The following is a 17,573-nucleotide window of genomic DNA, read 5'->3' as shown; positions in this document are numbered from 1 at the left end:
GGAGCGTTGACGCCCGTCTGGCCCCTCAGGACACCGCAAGTCCGCCCACGTGAAACGCCTTGGTCTCGAGATATTCCTCGATGCCTTCCCGCGCCCCTTCGCGGCCAAGCCCGGATGCCTTGACCCCGCCGAACGGGCTTTCGGCATGGCTGACCACGCCGGTATTCAGCGCGACGATGCCGAATTCCAGCGCCTCGCCCACCCGGAACGCGCGGGCCAGATCGCGCGTGTAGAAATAGGCCGCCAATCCGAAGGGTGTCCCGTTGGCAAGCGCCAGCGCCTCGTATTCAGTCTCGAACCTGAAGATCGGCGCCACGGGGCCAAAGGTCTCTTCCCCGGCAAGCTGCATGTCGGGCGTGGCATCGGTCAGCACCATCGGATCGGCATATTGCGTTGCCAGTTCGCGCACTTCGGTACTGCGCCGCGCGCCCTTCGACAGGGCGTCCTCGACATGGGCATTGATCTTCTGGATCGCGGCCTGGTTGATCATCGGCCCGATGTCGCTGCCTTCCGCATCCCCCGGCCCGACCTTGAGGGCGTTCACCCGCTCTGACAGCGCCGCCACGAACGCATCGTGTATCCCCGCCTGCACCAGAATACGGTTCGCGCAAACGCAGGTCTGCCCGCCGTTGCGGAATTTCGACAGCATCGCCCCTTCGACCGCCGCGTCGAGATCGGCGTCGTCGAACACGATGAAAGGTGCGTTGCCGCCCAACTCCAGCGAGAGCTTCTTGAGCGTGGGGGCACATTGCTCGGCCAGAAGCGCGCCCACACGGGTGGAGCCGGTAAAGGACAGTTTCCGCACCACCGGCGAAGCTGTCAGCGTCTTGCCAATCACCTCGGGCCGCCCGGTCAGAACGTTCATCACTCCCTTCGGCAGACCGGCCCGCTCTGCCAGAACGGCCAGCGCGAGGGCCGAGTAAGGCGTGAAATCAGACGGTTTGACCACCATGGTGCACCCCGCAGCCAGACCGGGCGCGACCTTGCGGGTGATCATGGCGATGGGGAAGTTCCAGGGCGTTATGATCGCGCAGACCCCCACCGGCTCCTTCATTGCGAGGATCTTCTTGCCCTGTACCGGCGACGGGATGATTGACCCGTCAATGCGACGCGCTTCTTCGGCGAACCAGCGGATGAACGATGCGCCATAGGCAACCTCTCCCCGCGACTCGGCCAGCGGCTTTCCCTGTTCGGCTGTCAGGATTTGCGCCAGATCCTCGGTATGCTCCAGCACCAGGTCGTGCCACCGCATCAGGATATCGGCACGCGCGGCATGGGTCCGCGCCCGCCAATCCCGCATCGCCGCCTCAGCCGCCTGGATGGCGCGCTCTGTCTCGTCGGCCGTCGTGTCGGGCATGGTGCCCATGACCGCGCCGGTCGCGGGGTTGGCAACCTCCATGTCAGGGCGCGCAATCCACTCACCGTCGATCAGCGCGGCCTGGCGAAAAAGATCGGGGTCGGATAGCTTCATCTTTCAACCTTTCATCGCGGTAATCACCGCATTGGTAATATCGTCCGTACCGTGGCTGCCGGGGCGTATGCCGATGCCCTGAGCCGTCGTCGCGGCTATGGCGCCTTCCACCCGATCGGCGGCACCGTCTTCGCCCAGGTGGCGCAGCATCATCGCCCCCGACCAGATGGCCGCAATGGGGTTTGCAATTCCCTTGCCCGCGATATCCGGGGCCGAGCCGTGCACCGGTTCGAACATCGAAGGCGCGGACCGGTCGGGACAGATATTGGCCGACGCGGCAAACCCAAGCCCGCCCTGAATCGCCGCGCCCAGATCCGTCAGGATGTCGCCGAACAGGTTGGACGCCACGATCACGTCGAGATCCTCGGGGTTCATCACCATCTTGGCCGCCATTGCGTCGATATGCACATGGCTGACCGTGACATCGGGATAATCGGCCGCAACCGCACGCGTCATGTCATCCCAGAAAACCATGGAATACTGCTGTGCATTCGACTTGGTGACCGAGGTCAGGTGCCCGCGCCGTGCTTGCGCCTGCTCGAAGCCAAAGCGCAGGATGCGCTCCACCCCCTGCCGCGTGAAGACCGAGGTCTGCACCGCCACCTCGTTGTCGCGTCCCGGGTGCACGCGCCCGCCCGCCCCGGCATATTCGCCTTCGGTGTTTTCGCGGATGCACAGGATATCGAAGGCATCGGATTTCAACGGGCCTTCTACGCCCGGCAACAGACGATGCGGGCGGATATTGGCATATTGATCGAACGCCTTGCGGATCGGAAGCAGCAGACCATGCAGCGAAACCGCATCCGGCACCGTCTCGGGCCAGCCGACCGCCCCCAGAAAGATCGCGTCGAAGCCGCGCAGCGTCTCGATCCCGTCCTCCGGCATCATCGCGCCCGTCTCGTGGTAATAGGCGCAGGACCATGGGAAGGTCCCGGTGCGAAGCGTGAAGTTCTCCATTTCGGCGACGGCGTGCATCACCTTCATGGCCGCCTCCGTCACGTCAACTCCGATCCCGTCGCCGGGGATCAAGGCAATCTGGTGTTCGCTCATGGAAATTCCTTTGTCTTCGTCATTCAGATAGTCGCCAGCACGGATTTCGTGCGGCGGTTGGCGGTATAGGCTTCGCGGCCCAGGTCCTTGCCCAGCCCGCTGGCCTTCCATCCGCCGGTGGGCAGGATGTGGTCGCGCGACCGGCCATAGCGGTTGATCCAGACCGTCCCCGCCTCGATGCGGCCCGCAACGCGCAACGCGCGTGCGAGGTCGCGGGTGAAGATGCCGGAACACAGACCATATGTCGGATGCGCCGCCATGGCGATGGCCTCGTCCTCGGTCTCGAACGTTTGGAAGGTGGCGACGGGGCCGAAGATTTCTTCGGTGACGGCCGGATTGTCCGGCGACGGCCCCGCCAGCAGCGTCGGCCGATAATAACTGCCCTCACGGTCGAACCGCGCAGCACCGCACAGCGCCTCGGCCCCATGCTCGCATGCGGCGCGTACAAGGCTGTCGATACGGCCAAGCTGCGCCTCCGAGATGATCGGGCAAAAGCCGGATTGTGCGTCCCAGGTGGTCGCGGGCTCATGCCGGCTGAACCTCTCGGTCAGGCGCCCGGCCAGCTCGTCGGCGACGCTGCGGGCCACGATCATCCGCGACCCGGCCACGCAGAACTGGCCCGCGTTGGGCAATATGCCACGCTCCAGGCAATCTGCCGCAAGGTCGAGATCGGCATCCTCGAAAACGATCATCTGGCTCTTTCCGCCCAGCTCCAGCGTCATCGGCTTGATCCCGCAGCGGGCGACGTTTTCCATGATCGCGGCACCGGCGCGGGTAGAGCCGGTAAAGGATATCTTGTCGATCCCGGGATGCCCCGTGATTGCCGCGCCGGTTTCGGGACCGTCGCCGAGAACCACGTTGACCAGCCCTTCGGGCAGACCGGCACGCACTGAAAGCTCGGCCATGTAAAGCGCAGACCAGGGCGTCATCTCGGACGGTTTGAGAACCACTGCGTTGCCGGCTGCAAGCGCAGGTCCCAGTTTCCATCCCGCCATCGAGATCGGGAAATTCCACGGCGTGATGGCCCCCACCACGCCATGCGGCTCCGAGGTGACCATACCCAGGCTTCCCTCTCCCGTGGGCGCCAGCGCGTCGCATTCCTTGTCGGCGAACTCGGCGAAGAACCGGATCTGCTCGGCGGTCACGGGGATGTCCCCGGCCACCGTGTCGGCCACGGGGCGGCTTGAACAGACCGCTTCCAGCCGGGCCAGTACGGGGGCCTCCTCTTCCATCAGGTCGGCCCACCGATGCAGCGCGCGCAACCGTTCGCGCGGGGACGCACGCCCCCAGCCGGATGTGCGCAGTGCGGTGCGCGCGGCCTCGACCGCGCGGTCCACCACCGCCGTGTCGGCTTGGGGCACTGCGCCCAGCGTGGCACCGTTCGACGGGGCCGTCACTGTGATTTGGTCGCGGGCGGGCACATAGCGTCCACCGATGTAATGCCCGCGGGGCAGCGTCAGCTCCGCAGGATCGAAGGCAAGTGTCATGGTCACCTCTCGTTGGTTGTCCACAGTCTGACGTGATCGGCTTGGCAACACTTGCCGAAAGCGTTCGGATGGCGGCATTTTTCGCCGCCAACCCCATCATGGGACGCAGAAGATTGTGTCGCTCATTCGCGCGCGTCGGCGCGTGTGGCCAACAGGCCAAGCGGCGCAGGACGCACCGGCGGCTGTGACCGCAGACGGCCCACCGAGGCGGGATCGCACCCTGCCTGCCCCGCCATCACCTCGGCCCCCGCAATCTGGCAGTACCGGCCCTGGCAGCGCCCCATGCCGACACGGCTGAGCGACTTGGCCCGGTTCGCCTCCTTGCCGGACAGGCTCAGGCTCTGGCGCAGTTCGCCCGCGGTGATACCTTCGCACCGGCAAAGGACCGCATCGTCCGGCACGGCCCGGACCATCTCCGCAGGCCAGGGAAACGCGGAGGCGACCGCCTTGGCGAAACGGGCCATGCGCCGCATCCTTCGAATATCGCGGTTGTACACCGCCGCGTCCACGGAATGCCCCAGATCGGCAAGGCAGGCACGCGCGGCCAGCCGCCCGGCGATCTCCGCTCCGTCGGCTCCCAAAAGACACATCCCGTCCCCCGCCAGGTACAGCCCGTCCCGGACCCGTCCTGCCATGTCCGTCCGAGGCAACCACTGCGCCCATGTATCCGACCACGCGAACTCTGCCCCCGCCAGATCGGCCAGCGCCGTCTCGGCGCGCAGGTGCCACCCAAGCGCCACGGTATCGCAGGCCGTGCGGTGATGCCGGCCCCCCGCGTCCCGCCAGGTGATCGCGGCAGGGCCGCTTCCATCGCCCTCGATCCCCGTCAGGTTGACACCGGCCGAGTACCGCCGGCCCAGCCCGGCCCGCAACCGCAGACCGCGCAGCGTGACCCCCGGCCGGGCCAGCGCCATACCGATACCGCCACGAATCTGAGCACGCCATGGCGCGGTGTCCAGCACCGCAGCCACCGTCGCCCCCGCGGCAATCAGCTGCGAGGCCACCAGCGTCAAAAGTGGCCCAGAGCCCGCCAGCACGATCCGCCGTCCTAGCGCCACGCCCTGGGACTTCAGCGCTATCTGCGTGGCCCCCAGCGTATAGACACCCGCCATCTGCCATCCCGGCACCGGCGCCAGCCGATCGGTCGCACCGGGCGCGAGCAGCAGGCAATCGTATGGCAGCGACAGTACACCGTCAGGAGAGAGCACCTGAGCGCTCCCGTCCTGCAGACCTAGGACACTGCACCGAGGGTGATAATCGATCTGCCGGTCACGCACGAGGGCATCGAACGTCTCGTGTAAATTCATGGCTTTCCCGGCCTCGGATCCGTACAGGGTACGCGGCGGGCGCAGGAAGCCTTCGGGGGGGCGACGATAGATCTGGCCTCCGGCGCGTGCACCCTCGTCCACGACAACCGGGCACAGACCGGCGGCGACGAGCGTTTCCGCCGCGCGGATGCCCGCCGGCCCCGCCCCAACAATCAGAACGCGCGTCATGGCCCGGGCCAGCGGTCGGGCGGGGCCGGGTGCAACCGCATCCCCTCTTGCAGCAATGTCGAACAGGCGCGCAATCGCGGGCCGTTCTCTTGCCAGAGCCAGCAATCCTGGCACGCGCCCATCAGACAGAACCCCGCACGCCGTTCCGGCCCGAATTCCGCATCCCGCAGCGAGGACTCCGACGCCAGGATCGCCGTCAGCACCGTGTCGCCTTGCAAACCGAAAAGCGTACGTCCTCCAAACGCAAAGGCCAGAACGGGACGGTCCGCTTCCGCCAACCGTTGCAGGCGCCCTGTTTCCGTTGGGCCGGCCTGGCTCATTCCGCGGCCTCGACAGTGGCTTGCAAGTGCGGGATATCCGGAAAACGAATGCAGGTCTCGTCGAACGCGGCACTGACACCTTCGGCGCCCGCGCGTCCATCCATCCTGGGGAATATCTCCGTCTTGACGAAAAAGCGCCAATGCACGGGCAGCGCCATCAGGATATCGGTCAGGCGCGCATAGGCCGAGGCCGTCCATTGCGCTTCAAACGCATCGCGCTCGGGTCCGAAATGGAAATGTCCTTCATGCGCACGGGACTCGGCCCGCAGCCTGGCGGTCGCCTCTTCGTCCACCGCTCCGGCGACGATCACCACGCCATACTCGCTTCGGGCAGCCTCTTCGGATACATGCCCGCGCCGCACGTCCAGGGCGACACGCCAGGCTTCGCGCTCCATCGGGTCGCCGCGACCCCCACCGCCGGCCGACCGCAGCGACAGCACGTCGCCCGGCTGCAGGATTGCGGTGTCGGCGCTGCCCATCCGGCGGGCGTTCGGCGTGCCGGGATTGACCACCATCTCGGCCAGCCCCGCCGCGCGCCCGCCCAGAACGCCCCAAGGGCGGAAACGCGAACGGTCGCGGTTGCGCGCCGTGATACGCGTGTCGGGCGCAAAGACACGGAACGCCATTTCCGTGGCCAGCCCGCCGCGCCAGCGCCCTGCCCCGCCGGTATCCTGGGCCAGACCGTATTTCACGAATTCCAGCGGCACCTCGGTCTCGGTGATCTCTATCGGCGTGTTGCGCAGATAGGCCGCATCGGCACCCGACCCGTTGGTGCCATCACGGTCGGGCATCCCGCCGCCGCCGCCCACCACGGGGTTCACCGCCGCGATGATCTTCTGTCCGCTGCGCTCGTCATGGGTCATGACGTTGACGATGCAGTTATTGCCCGCGGGCGCGGCGGGCATCCGCTCGGGCACCGCCTGGCTAAACGCACCGAAAATGACCGAGCGCAGCCGCGCACAGGTCAGCGACCGCATCCCCACCGCCGCCGGCGCGACGGGGTTCAGCACGGTCCCCTCGGGCGCGATGCAGGTGAACGGCCGCGTGATGCCGGTATTCAGCAAAAGCTGCGGATTGAGGGTGTAAAGCACATAGTAGACCCCCACCATCAGGATCGTGTGGCGCGGGTCGCCACCCGACGGCACGTTCAGCGACGAGCCCAGTTGCGGATCCGATCCGGTAAAATCCAGCTCCGCGGTGTCGCCACGGATGCGCAGGGTCAGGTTCAGACGGCAGGGATTGGCGAAATCACTGTCCTCGTCGGCGTAGTCGGCGAATGAATACTCACCGTCGGGGATCGCCTCCAGAATCTCGCGCGCTTGCGCTTCCGCCTGATCCTTGAGTGCCGAGACACCTGACAGAAATCCGTCCCGCCCGAAGCGGTCCAGCATCGCATGAACCTTGCGCTCGCCAGTGTTGAGCGCGCCCACCAGCGCTTTGATGTCGCCGATATTCAGGCCCGGCTTGCGCACGTTGGTCTCCATGATCCGCAGGATCTGCGCATCGAAAACACCTTCGTTCACCAGTTTCATGGGCGGGAATCGTACCCCTTCCTGGTGGATCTCGGTCAGCGATCTCGACAGAGACGCAGGCACGGCGCCGCCCATGTCGGTGTTGTGGATATGGCCGCCGGTCCAGGCCACGATCTCGCCGTCGCTAAAGACAGGCTTCCACAGGTGCGTGTCCGGTGCGTGGGTCGCCACGTGTCCGGAATAGGGATCGTTGGTAAAGGCCACGTCGCCGGGACGGTAGTCGTCGATCATATCGATGGCCCGCCCGTAGGTCAGTCCGGGATACCACGTCGCACCCAGCTCCATCGGCACGGCAAAGGTATCGCCCAGGCGGTCCATGATCATGACGGTGAAATCCTGCGTCTCCTTGACGAAGGCCGAATGCGCCGTGCGGTGCAAGGTAAAGGCCATGTTCTCGGCCGCCGCGCGGGCGTGATTTGCCAGAACCCGCAGGGTCATCTTGTCGGTCATGGGGTCACTCCGCGAATTCAAGGTGTATATTGAGATGCCGGTCGACATGCGCCGCGGCGCCATCGGGGATTGCCAGCGTGGTGTCCTCCTGGCAGACCACGGCCGGACCGTGGAATTCCGCCCCCTGCACAAGGTCGGTCCGCATGAACAGAGGAATGTCGCGGGCGCCGTGCAGATGCACCGGTACGTGCCGCGCGGCCAACGCGGAAACCGCGTCTGTGGCAGCCTCTTCGGCCATGTCGGGCTTGGGCGTGATCCCGATGGTAGAAAGCCGCAGGTTCACAATCTCGATTGCCCCATTTCTGTCCTCGAAATCATAGATCTGGCGGTGCGCCTCATGAAACGCCACGGCTATGCGTGCCGGATCGGTCAGCCAGTCAGGCTCCAGCGCCGTCTCGATCTCATAGCTCTGCCCGGCATAGCGCATGTCCGCCGACAGCCGTACCTGCGCCGGGCCATCGTGACCCTGCGCCGCGAGCCAGGCCTGCCCGTCGCGCCGCAGCGCTTCGAACGCCTCGCGCAGCTGAGGCACGGCGCCGGTATCAAGCCCGGTAAAGACGGTCTGCAGGAAATCGCCCCGCATGTCTGCCACAAGGCCACCCAGTGCGGACACCACCCCTGGCCGTCGTGGCGCCAGCACCCGCGCCATGCCCAGCTCACGTGCAAGAAACGCACCCAGCATCGGCCCGCCACCGCCAAACGGCATCAGCGTGAAGTCCCGCAGGTCCACCCCGGCCCGCGAGCCCAGCTTCTCGACCTCGACGAACAGTTCCGACACCGCGATATCGAGGATGGCTTGAGCGGTTTCTTCCACGCTGCGCTCAACCGGCCCGGCAAGACGCGCGACCGCCGCGCGGGCAAGGTCGCGGTCGATGTTCAGTTGGCCATAGGCCATTTCAACCTGCCCCAACCAGCCGCAGACGGCCATCGCATCGGTCACAGTAGGTGCGGTGCCGCCGCGCCCATAGCATGCAGGCCCCGGGGTCGACCCGGCGGATTCCGGCCCGACACGCAGCACGCCCTGGCTGTCGACACTGGCGATGGAGCCACCGCCGATGGCGATGGAACTGACCGAGACCGACGGGATATGCAGCGGGAAGTCGCCAATTTTCTCGTCCGCGCCGTACTGGACCTCTCCGTCCACGATCAGCGCAAAATCCGCCGAAGTCCCGCCGATGTCCAATGTCAGTATCCTCGATGCCCCCGCTTGGCGCGCCAGCCAAGCCGCGCCCATCACTCCCGAGGCCGTGCCCGAGAGGAGCATCGAGACACAGTCGCGTCGCCCCTCGAAGGCGCTCATCAAGCCACCGTTCGACTTGGTCAGCAACGCCTTCGCCGGCACCTCGCGCCCCGCCAGTCTTTCCTCCAGCGCCGCCAGATAACCCGACACGCGTGGGTGGACATAGCCGTTCAGGATCGCCGTGGAACTGCGCTCATATTCCCGGATGACCGGCCAGACCTCGGACGAGGTGAAGACAAAAAGATCCGGCGCCTCGGCTTCGATCATGCCCTTCACCGCCGCTTCCTGCGCCCCGTTGCGCCAGCTGTGAAGGAACGACACCACGATCCCTTCGGCACCGGCACCGCGCGTTTGCGCAACCGCCTTGCGCACCGCTTCGGGCGTCGGCGCCAGCGGTTCGCTGCCATCAGCCCGCAGCCGCACCGGAATACCGAACACTCGGTCGCGCGGCACCAGCGGCTCTGCCCTGTGACAGAACAGCGAGTACATGTCGGGCATGGCAAGCCGCGCCAGCTCGATGACGTCCTCGAAACCCTCGTTCGTGATCAGCGCCAGCTTTGCGCCCTTGCGCTGAAGGATGGTGTTGATGCCCACCGTTGTCCCGTGCACGAACCGCGTCACGCAGGCAGGGTCGAGCCCCTCGCGCTCGGCCAGAAGGTCGAGGCCGGTCAGAAGTTCGGCCCCCGGATCATCGGGCGTGGTCAGTACCTTGAGCGACGCAATGCGTCCGCTGGTCGTGTCCAGCGCGCAGAAATCCATGAAGGTGCCGCCAATATCGACGCCGACCTTCCAGTCCGCCGGGGCGCGAGTGCCATCCATCTTGCCTGGTCCTTTCCCTGATTTGCCATGACAGGACCAGATAAGCCGCACGCCGTCCAAGACCGATCGCGCGGCGGCGCATAAGTAGGGCTTATGGCTCGGTCAAGGGTGTCGCGTGGAGCAGCTTGCGCATCGCCTCCTCGGCGCGGGAAAGGCTCCTGTCGCGCGCCACCAGGAGCGAGACAGGCAAGCTCGGCGAGTTGCTCAGCGGTCTCGGCACGACGCCGGGAAACTGTGCCCAGGGCAACAGCGCATCGACCAGCGCCACGCCCAGCCCCGCGCGCACGAACCCCGCCGCCGAGATCGAACTGTCGATCTCGATCTGCGGCGCAAAGGTCTCGCCGCGCCTGCGCATCGCCATGTCCAGCTCGTCATGCGGCCGGGTCTGGCTGCGATACGAGATGATTGTCTCGTCCTTCAGGTCGCTGTAGTCGAGCCCCTCTGCTTCCGCGAGAGCATGATCTTCGGGCAGCAGGCAGCAGAAATGCGTCGTGCCGATATGTTCGACCGTGATATCAGGCGGCAGGTCGTCATCCAGCGCAAGCGCCATCGACGCATCTCCTGTGCGCAGCAGGTCCACCATCGCCGCCAGCGGCGCCACGTGGGTCCGCAGAACCACCTCGGGGTGATCCGCGCGAAACGCTCGAAGCGCCCGAGGCAGCAGCGACATTCCCGGTGGCGGCGACGCGGCGATGCGCACCAGGCCCGCCCGGCCCAGCCGCAGATCCGACGTCTTGCGCCGCAACCCTTCGAGCCCGGCAAACAGGCGCTCGGCCTCGGGGTAAATCTCGAACGCTTCGGGCGTCGGCCGCAAGCGGCCTTTCTCCCGGTCGAAAAGGTCGAAGCCCAGTTGCGCCTCGGTGTGGATAAGGATCTGGCTCAACGCGGGCTGAGATATGTTGAGCAGTCGCGCCGCTCCGGTGACGGTTCCGGCCCGCATGACGGCGGTAAAGACTTCAAGCTGACGTGCGCGCATCATTCATATCCTATAGGTGCGACTTATAGCGTGCCACGTATCCAGTCTTTGACACAAGCGGCCTTGCAGCGTCTCATTGCGCAAATTCCTGTGTCAAAAGGACAGTACTGAATGGATGCAATCGTTCTCGGTGGCGGTCTGATGGGAACGGCCTCAGCCTATTTCCTGACTCGTCGCGGAGTCCGCGTCACCCTGATCGAGCGCGGCCGGATCGGAGCCGGGGCGACCGTGGCCTCTTTCGGCAACATCCGGCGCAGTGGGCGTCACCTGTCGCAACTGCCCCTGGCCGCCCGCTCGCTGGCGATCTGGAACGAGGCGGAGACACTCCTCGGTCGCGACGTGGAGTTCCGGCCCACCGGGCACCTGAGACTGATTTTCGACGCCGACAGCCTGCAGGATATGCGCAGCTACGCCCAGGCGGCCCAAGCCCAGGGCCTGGTCCTTGACGAGCTCGACCCGGCGGAACTGCACGCCCGGTTTCCCGGCATCGGCCCGGACGCCATCGCGGCCTCGTTCTCGCCGCGCGATGGATCCGCAAATCCCCGGTTGATCGGCCCGGCCTTCGCGTACGCGGCGGCACGGGCGGGCGCGTCGGTGATCGACGAAGCCCCGGTCTCGGACATCCGCAGCACCGGCACGGGCTTCACGGTCGAGACCGCCAAGGGCACGTTTCACGCCGCCCGCCTGCTGAATTGTGCCGGCGCGTGGGGCCGCGCCATCGCCGCACGCTTTGGCGAGGATGTGCCCCTGGAAACCTGGGGGCCGCAGATGGCGGTGACCGAACCTCTGCCGCACCGTATCGCGCCCGTGGTTGGCGTCTGGTCCCAGGCGCACGGCGCCTATCTGCGCCAGGTCGAACGCGGCAACGTCGTCTTTGGCGGCGCTGTCGACCGCGTGCGCGTCGAGGAGGAGCCGGGGTATGCAAAACCCGATCCCGCCCGCCTGCCCGCCCAGGTCGCGGCGGTCCTTCAGCTTGTTCCGGCGCTGGCGGACGTGGCCATCATACGTCAATGGTCGGGCTGTGAAGGTTACGTGGCCGACGCGCTGCCCGTCATGGGGCCCTCGGGGACGACACCGGGCCTCTTCCACGCCTTCGGGTTCTGCGGGCACGGGTTTCAGCTGGGCCCAGGCGTCGGCTCGGCCATGGCAGAACTGATCGCGACGGGGCAGTGCGAGACACCGCTGGAAGATTTCTCCATCACTCGATTCGCGGCATGAGATCAGAAGTCGGCAACCTTGCCCCACTGCCCTTTGCCGAAACGGGCAAGACGATATTGCCGGGTCTCGGTGATCGGCGTGCGCCCCAGAACCAGGTCCGCCACCAGGTGCCCGACGCCTGGCCCGATACCAAAGCCATGCCCCGACAAGCCCGCAGCCAGCACCAGACCGGGCGTGCCAATATCGGCGTCGATCACCGGCACGCCGTCGGGTGTGCTGTCGATGTAGCCCGCCCATGTCGCCTGCACCGGCAACCCTTCGAGACCGGGCAGCAGGGCGCGGGCACGTTTCAACGTCAGATCCAAAAGCGCGTTACTGGGCTTGGGATCGAGGATGCGCATACGCTCCATCGGCGTCTCGCGGTCGAACGCCCAGGACTTGCGCGTCTCGAAACCGGCGCGCCACGCCTGTGCGCCACCGGGGCGCAGAACCCGCCAGCGCCTGGCGAACATGGGCAGGAAATGTCGCGCCCCGGCTATGGCCCCCGGCGTCGGATCGAGATTCGCCAGTCCCGAGACCGCCAGCGTATAAGCGCCGTCCCGGCGCCGCGTGGCGGACACCTTGGCGGTGTGCAGCGCATCCGGAATGCCCGTCGCGCCGGGCGCCACCGACAGGATCGAGCTGCGCGCCGAAGCCTGCGGGAACCCTATGCCGTGGCGATACATGAAGCTGCCGGCCCAGGCCCCTCCGGCCATCACCGCCACCCGGGTGCGGATCGTCCCGCGCTCTGTGATCACCCCGGAGACCGCGCCGCCTTCGGTTTCCAGCCCGCGTGCCGCGCATCCCTGCACGACAGTGCCGCCATGCTGGATGATCCCCGTCGCAATCAGCGGGGCCGCACGCGACGGGTCCGCAACCCCGTCACTGGGCGACCAGACACCGCCCTGCCAGCCCTTACCGGTGGCCGAGCCGCGCTGCGTTGCCTCGTCCGCGCTCAACATCCTCGTGTCCACACCCTCACCACGGGCGAACCGGCCCCAACGCGCCCAGCCGTCCAGTTCGGCGGCGTCGTTGGACAGGTACAGCAGCCCGCAGCGACGAAACCCCAGGTCCGCGCCGATGTCCGCACTCATCTCCTCCCAGAGGTTCAGGCTCCGGGTGGACAGCGGCAACTCGCGCGCATCGCGGTTCTGCTGGCGGCACCAGCCCCAGTTGCGGCTGGATTGTTCGGCACCGATCCGGCCTTTCTCCAGCAGGACAACGCTTTGTCCCGCGCGGGCCAGCCAGTACGCGGCGCTGACGCCGACGATCCCGCCGCCGATGACCACGCAATCGGCGTGCTCCGGAATGTCGGTGTGCGTTTCGATTTCAAGCAAAGGTGCAGGCATGATTATTCCATGTGTTTCTCGAAACCTAGCTGTAGAGTTTCGGTGCTTTGTGCCGCATATGGGAATTTGACCGGCAGATCGTTGCGTATTTGCCGGCGCTCGTGGTCGGGCAAACCACGGCATGGCGTGGGGCGCCGTTTCATGCAAGGACAGGACTGATGAGCAATTCGCAAAAGCTGGACCGCATCGACGTCAGGATACTGGCCGAGTTGCAGCGCAACGGCCGGATCACGAATGTCGAATTGGCCGATCTCGTCCACTTGTCGCCCTCGCCCTGCCTGACCCGCGTGAAGAAGTTGCAGAAATCCGGCTACATCACCGGCTATTCGGCGCTGATCAACGTTGCCAAGCTGGGCGAGACGCTGACCGTCTTCACCGAATTCACGCTGAAGAACCATCGGCAGATAGATTTCGCCCGCTTTCAGGAGGCCCTTGAAAAGATTGACAACTGTGTCGAATGCCACCTGATTTCGGGCGGTTACGACTATCTGGCAAAGTTTGTCACGTCCGGTATCAGCGACTACCAGGAAATCATCGAGGACCTCATCGACCGCAGCGAGGTCATCGACCGCTATTTCAGCTTCGTCGTGATGAAGACCCCGTTCGTCAAGCGGCAGCTGCCACTGACCCGGCTGTTTGCCGACACCCAGTGACACGCCGCGCCCGCGCTATCGGTCGGAAAAAGCCGCCAGCAGTTCCGGGTCCTGCTCCAGCCCGGCAAGCCACCCGGTATCCAGTTGCGGCACCGAAGAAACCAGAAGACGCGAATAGGGATGAGTGGCCTCGTCGGACATTCGCGCCGCCGGCAGAGCCTCAACGACCTCGCCCTTGTACATCACCAGAACGTCGTCGCAGATCGCCTCGACCGTGGACAGGTCGTGGCTGATGAACATGTAGCTGAGGCCCAACTCCTGTTGCAATTCCTTGAGCAGGTCCAGAATCGCGGCGGCCACGACCGTATCCAGCGCCGAGGTGATCTCGTCACACAGGATCAGTTCCGGCTCTGCCGCCAGTGCACGCGCGAGATTCACACGCTGTTTCTGCCCGCCCGACAGTTCCGACGGCAGGCGGTGCCGCAGAACCGGCGGCAAGTGGACCATGTTCAAGAGCTCGATGACACGTTTTTCGCAGGCCTCCCCGCGCAGTCCCTTGTAGAACTTCAAGGGCCGCGCGATGATCGCACCCACCGAATGCGCTGGGTTCAGCGCCGTATCGGCCAGCTGAAAGACGATCTGCGCACGGCGCAATTCCTGCTTGCTGCGCTTGGCCAGCGACGGGTCCAGTACCTTCCCGTCCAGCAGCACCTCGCCGCGGTAGGCCGGCAGAATTCCGGCGACGGCCCGCGCCAGTGTCGACTTGCCAGAGCCCGATTCGCCGATCACGCCCAGGTTCCGGCCGCGATACAGTTCGAAATTCACGTCTTTCATTACCTTGGCCAAAGGTTCACCATCTTTCATCGGGCCGTAGCCCGCGCAAAGATTCCGAACCTCCAGGATCGGCGTCTCCTTCTCGGGTTCGACCTGGGCGACGGCCTCGTGTGGCACCGGGTCGAAAGCCGCGAGCAATTCCTTGGTGTAGGGATGTTTCGGCGCGTTCAGGATCTGCTCGGTCGTGCCCTGCTCCTGGATCTCGCCGTTCTTCAACACCACGATCCGGTCCGCGATCTGCGCCACGACGGCCAGATCGTGACTTACATAGACACCGGCCATCCCCCCGTCTTCCATCACCCGCTTGAACGCCCGCAAGACCTCGATCTGCGTGGTGACATCCAGCGCCGTCGTAGGTTCGTCGAAGATCACGAGTTGCGGATCACCGATCAACGCCATGGCCGCCGACAGGCGCTGAAGCTGCCCGCCCGACACCTGGTGCGGATACCTATCGCCGATCGTGTCGGGATCGGGCAGTGCAAGCGCTCGAAAGAGCGACCGTGCACGTTCGCGCGCCTTGTCCAGCGGCATCAGGTCGTGAATGCGCGTGGCTTCGACCACCTGGTCCATGATCCTTTTCGAGGGGTTGAACGCCGCCGCCGCCGATTGCGGAACGTAAGAGACGTCCGACCCACGCAGCCGTGCCCGCTTGCGTTCGCTCATTCCGGTGATGTCGTGCTCGCCCACCCGGATCGTGCCGCCCTTGATGTCACAACCGCGGCGCGTATGGCCCATGAGCGACAGCGCGATCGTCGTCTTTCCCGATCCGGATTCGCCGATCAGCGCCAGCATCTCGCCCGGCGCAATGTCGAAATCCACGCCGCGAATGATCTCGACGTGGCGGCCCGAGTCGGTCACCGCGCCGATATGCAGGTCGCGGACGGAAACAAGTGGTGTATCTGTCATCAGTCTGCCCTGTCTCTGATCTTGGTGGGAAGGTTGTCGATGAACATGTTTACCGAGATGGTCAGCGACGCGATGGCGATGCAGGGAAAGATCACCGCTGGCGCTCCAAGGCTCAGCCCTTCGATATTCTCGCGCACCAGTGCGCCCCAGTCTGCATAGGGCGGCTGCACGCCGAGCCCCAGGAACGACAGTCCCGACAGGACCAGAACGATAAAGACGAACCGCAAACCCAGGTCCGCCAACACGGGCCCCAAGATGTTGGGAAAGATCTCGCGCGCGATCATGTAGGGCGTGCCTTCGCCCCTCGCGCGCGCCACGGTCACGAAATCCATCGTGTTGATATTGACCGCCAGCGCCCGCGCGAACCGGTACGAGCCGGGCATGTAGATCGCCGCCAGCGTCAGGATCAGAACCGGGATCGAGGAGCCTACGGCAGCTACGACAACAAGCCCGAAAAGCAGCGAGGGGATGCCGTTGAACGCATCCAGCAGCCGCGACAGCAACGTGTCGAACCAGCCACCGATGACCGCCGCGATCATCCCCAGGATGACCCCGATCGAACAGGCCAGCGTCACCGCCGCCAGGGCAATGCCCACCGTGTAGCGAGCGCCCATCAGGACCCGCGAGAAGATGTCCCGGCCCAGGTAATCCGTGCCCATCCAATGTGCCGCGCTGACGCCGCTGAAATAGTCCCAGTCGACGATCTCGCCCACCGGATAGGGGGTGACCCAGTTGCCGACCAGCGCGACAATCGCCCAGAACAGGATTATCGCGGCGCCGATCCTGCCCACCCAGCCAAAGCTGTAGCCCATGTTTCCGGGCGTCGGCAGGCGGAATTTGCGGGAAGAGCCGTTGGTTGTCGTCATCACTGGCGTAGCCTTGGGTTCGAGAGGATTGCGACCATGTCCGCCAGCGTGATTAGCGTCAGGTAGCTGACGCAGAAGACCATCGCGCAGGACTGGATCAGTGGCAGGTCCCGGGTCGAGACGGCATCCACCATCAGCTTGGCGACCCCAGGATAGTTAAAGACGGTCTCGACGATGATCACCCCACCCACGAGATACGAAAGCGACAGCGCCACCGCGTTGGCAATGGGACCCAGCGCATTCGGCAATGCATGGACAAGGACCATGCGCTGGCGCGACGCGCCTTTCAGCAGCGCCATCTCGACATAGGGCGTCTCGATCGTCTCGATCACGGCGGCGCGGGTCATACGGATCATCTGCGCCGACACGACGAAGCTCAGGGTGATGACCGGCATCGCATAGGCCCGCAACATCGCGCCGATGCTGTCCACGTTGACGCCATAGCTCAGTGCCGGCAGCCAGTCGAGCCAGACGGCAAAGACCAGGACGGCCAGCGTCGCAACCATGAACTCCGGCACCGAGATGACCGAGATCGTGGCGACAGAGACCGCCCGGTCCAGCCACGAACCGCGATACATCGCGGCGACGATCCCCAGGGTCAGCGCCACCGGAACGCAGATTGCCGTCACGATTCCGGCCAGCCGCAGCGAATTCTGCAAACGCCCGCCCAACAATTCGGCCACGTCGATGCCATTGACGTAGGAGCGCCCCATGTCGCCCGTGGCAAGACCCGCCAACCAGCCCAGGAACCGCTGCAATGCCGGTTCGTTCAGGCCCATCGCATCGCGCAGGCCGGCCACCGCCTCGGGGGTCGCCGCCTGGCCCAGCAGGATCTGCGCCACGTCACCCGGCAGCATTTCGGTCGCAAAGAACACCGCAAAAGACACGATGATCAGCGTCAGAAACGCAATACCCAGCCGTTTGCCGACAAGGATCCATGTTGTGGTCGAGCGGAGCATCAGACGCCTCGCGTATCAAAAATGAAAG

Annotated in this window: 14 protein-coding genes; 2 read left to right on the top strand and 12 right to left on the bottom strand. The window is 65.5% G+C overall.

All coding sequences use genetic code 11. The features are described from left to right. Window positions 1-25: 25 nt before the first annotated feature. The 8 genes from ACQY4V_RS02460 to ACQY4V_RS02425 all read right to left on the bottom strand — a co-directional run bounded on the left by ACQY4V_RS02460 (window position 26) and on the right by ACQY4V_RS02425 (window position 10,844). Entirely contained in the window at window positions 26-1,471 is a 1,446-nt protein-coding gene (locus tag ACQY4V_RS02460) for an NAD-dependent succinate-semialdehyde dehydrogenase (RefSeq protein WP_428515352.1), read from the bottom strand. A 3-nt stretch (window positions 1,472-1,474) separates the two neighbouring features. Next, a complete protein-coding gene (locus ACQY4V_RS02455; protein WP_428515351.1) occupies window positions 1,475-2,521 on the bottom strand; it encodes a tartrate dehydrogenase in 1,047 nt (348 codons plus the stop codon). Window positions 2,522-2,544: 23 nt separating this feature from the next. After that, complete coding sequence (locus ACQY4V_RS02450; protein WP_428515350.1) at window positions 2,545-4,008, bottom strand: aldehyde dehydrogenase family protein; 1,464 nt, start codon at window positions 4,006-4,008, stop codon at window positions 2,545-2,547. A gap of 122 nt (window positions 4,009-4,130) precedes the next feature. Next, entirely contained in the window at window positions 4,131-5,504 is a 1,374-nt protein-coding gene (locus ACQY4V_RS02445; protein ID WP_428515349.1) for an FAD-dependent oxidoreductase, read from the bottom strand. Beyond that, window positions 5,501-5,824: a (2Fe-2S)-binding protein gene (locus ACQY4V_RS02440; protein WP_428515348.1), complete on the bottom strand. Its 324-nt coding sequence runs from the start codon at window positions 5,822-5,824 to the stop codon at window positions 5,501-5,503. Before ACQY4V_RS02440 ends, ACQY4V_RS02445 begins: the two co-directional genes overlap by 4 nt. Continuing rightward, window positions 5,821-7,806: a hydantoinase B/oxoprolinase family protein gene (locus ACQY4V_RS02435; RefSeq protein WP_428515347.1), complete on the bottom strand. Its 1,986-nt coding sequence runs from the start codon at window positions 7,804-7,806 to the stop codon at window positions 5,821-5,823. The genes ACQY4V_RS02440 and ACQY4V_RS02435 overlap by 4 nt, the downstream gene beginning before the upstream one ends. A gap of 4 nt (window positions 7,807-7,810) precedes the next feature. Next, window positions 7,811-9,865 (bottom strand): hydantoinase/oxoprolinase family protein, encoded by a 2,055-nt coding sequence (locus ACQY4V_RS02430; protein WP_428515346.1) that lies wholly within the window; start codon window positions 9,863-9,865, stop codon window positions 7,811-7,813. Between the two features lie 91 nt (window positions 9,866-9,956). Continuing rightward, window positions 9,957-10,844, bottom strand: a complete 888-nt coding sequence (locus ACQY4V_RS02425; RefSeq protein WP_428515345.1) for a LysR family transcriptional regulator — start codon at window positions 10,842-10,844, stop codon at window positions 9,957-9,959. A 108-nt stretch (window positions 10,845-10,952) separates the two neighbouring features. Between ACQY4V_RS02425 and ACQY4V_RS02420 the strand changes: the two genes are divergently transcribed. Beyond that, entirely contained in the window at window positions 10,953-12,059 is a 1,107-nt protein-coding gene (locus ACQY4V_RS02420; protein WP_428515344.1) for an NAD(P)/FAD-dependent oxidoreductase, read from the top strand. A 2-nt stretch (window positions 12,060-12,061) separates the two neighbouring features. On the opposite strand, the gene ACQY4V_RS02415 is transcribed toward ACQY4V_RS02420, so the two are convergent. Next, window positions 12,062-13,387, bottom strand: coding sequence for an NAD(P)/FAD-dependent oxidoreductase (locus tag ACQY4V_RS02415; RefSeq protein WP_428515343.1), 1,326 nt, complete (start codon window positions 13,385-13,387; stop codon window positions 12,062-12,064). 158 nt (window positions 13,388-13,545) lie between these two features. Here ACQY4V_RS02415 and ACQY4V_RS02410 point away from each other — a divergent pair, with 158 nt between their 5' ends. Continuing rightward, on the top strand, window positions 13,546-14,040 hold the full coding sequence (locus ACQY4V_RS02410; protein WP_152491629.1) for an Lrp/AsnC family transcriptional regulator: 495 nt from the start codon (window positions 13,546-13,548) through the stop codon (window positions 14,038-14,040). A 15-nt stretch (window positions 14,041-14,055) separates the two neighbouring features. Here the strand turns inward: ACQY4V_RS02410 and ACQY4V_RS02405 are convergent, their stop codons facing one another. The 3 genes from ACQY4V_RS02405 to ACQY4V_RS02395 are packed head-to-tail and all read right to left on the bottom strand — an operon-like array spanning window position 14,056 to window position 17,545. Further along, window positions 14,056-15,720: an ABC transporter ATP-binding protein gene (locus tag ACQY4V_RS02405; protein ID WP_428515342.1), complete on the bottom strand. Its 1,665-nt coding sequence runs from the start codon at window positions 15,718-15,720 to the stop codon at window positions 14,056-14,058. Further along, window positions 15,720-16,586 (bottom strand): ABC transporter permease, encoded by an 867-nt coding sequence (locus tag ACQY4V_RS02400; protein WP_222449387.1) that lies wholly within the window; start codon window positions 16,584-16,586, stop codon window positions 15,720-15,722. The genes ACQY4V_RS02405 and ACQY4V_RS02400 overlap by 1 nt, the downstream gene beginning before the upstream one ends. Then, window positions 16,586-17,545, bottom strand: a complete 960-nt coding sequence (locus ACQY4V_RS02395; protein WP_152491626.1) for an ABC transporter permease — start codon at window positions 17,543-17,545, stop codon at window positions 16,586-16,588. Before ACQY4V_RS02395 ends, ACQY4V_RS02400 begins: the two co-directional genes overlap by 1 nt. Between the last annotated feature and the right edge of the window lie 28 nt (window positions 17,546-17,573).

The sequence above is a fragment of the Roseovarius sp. genome (genome assembly GCF_965277045.1).
In the GTDB taxonomy this organism is placed as follows: Bacteria; Pseudomonadota; Alphaproteobacteria; order Rhodobacterales; family Rhodobacteraceae; genus Roseovarius.
Note: the sequence above shows the minus strand (reverse complement) of the source record. Positions and strands in the feature narration are given on the sequence as shown.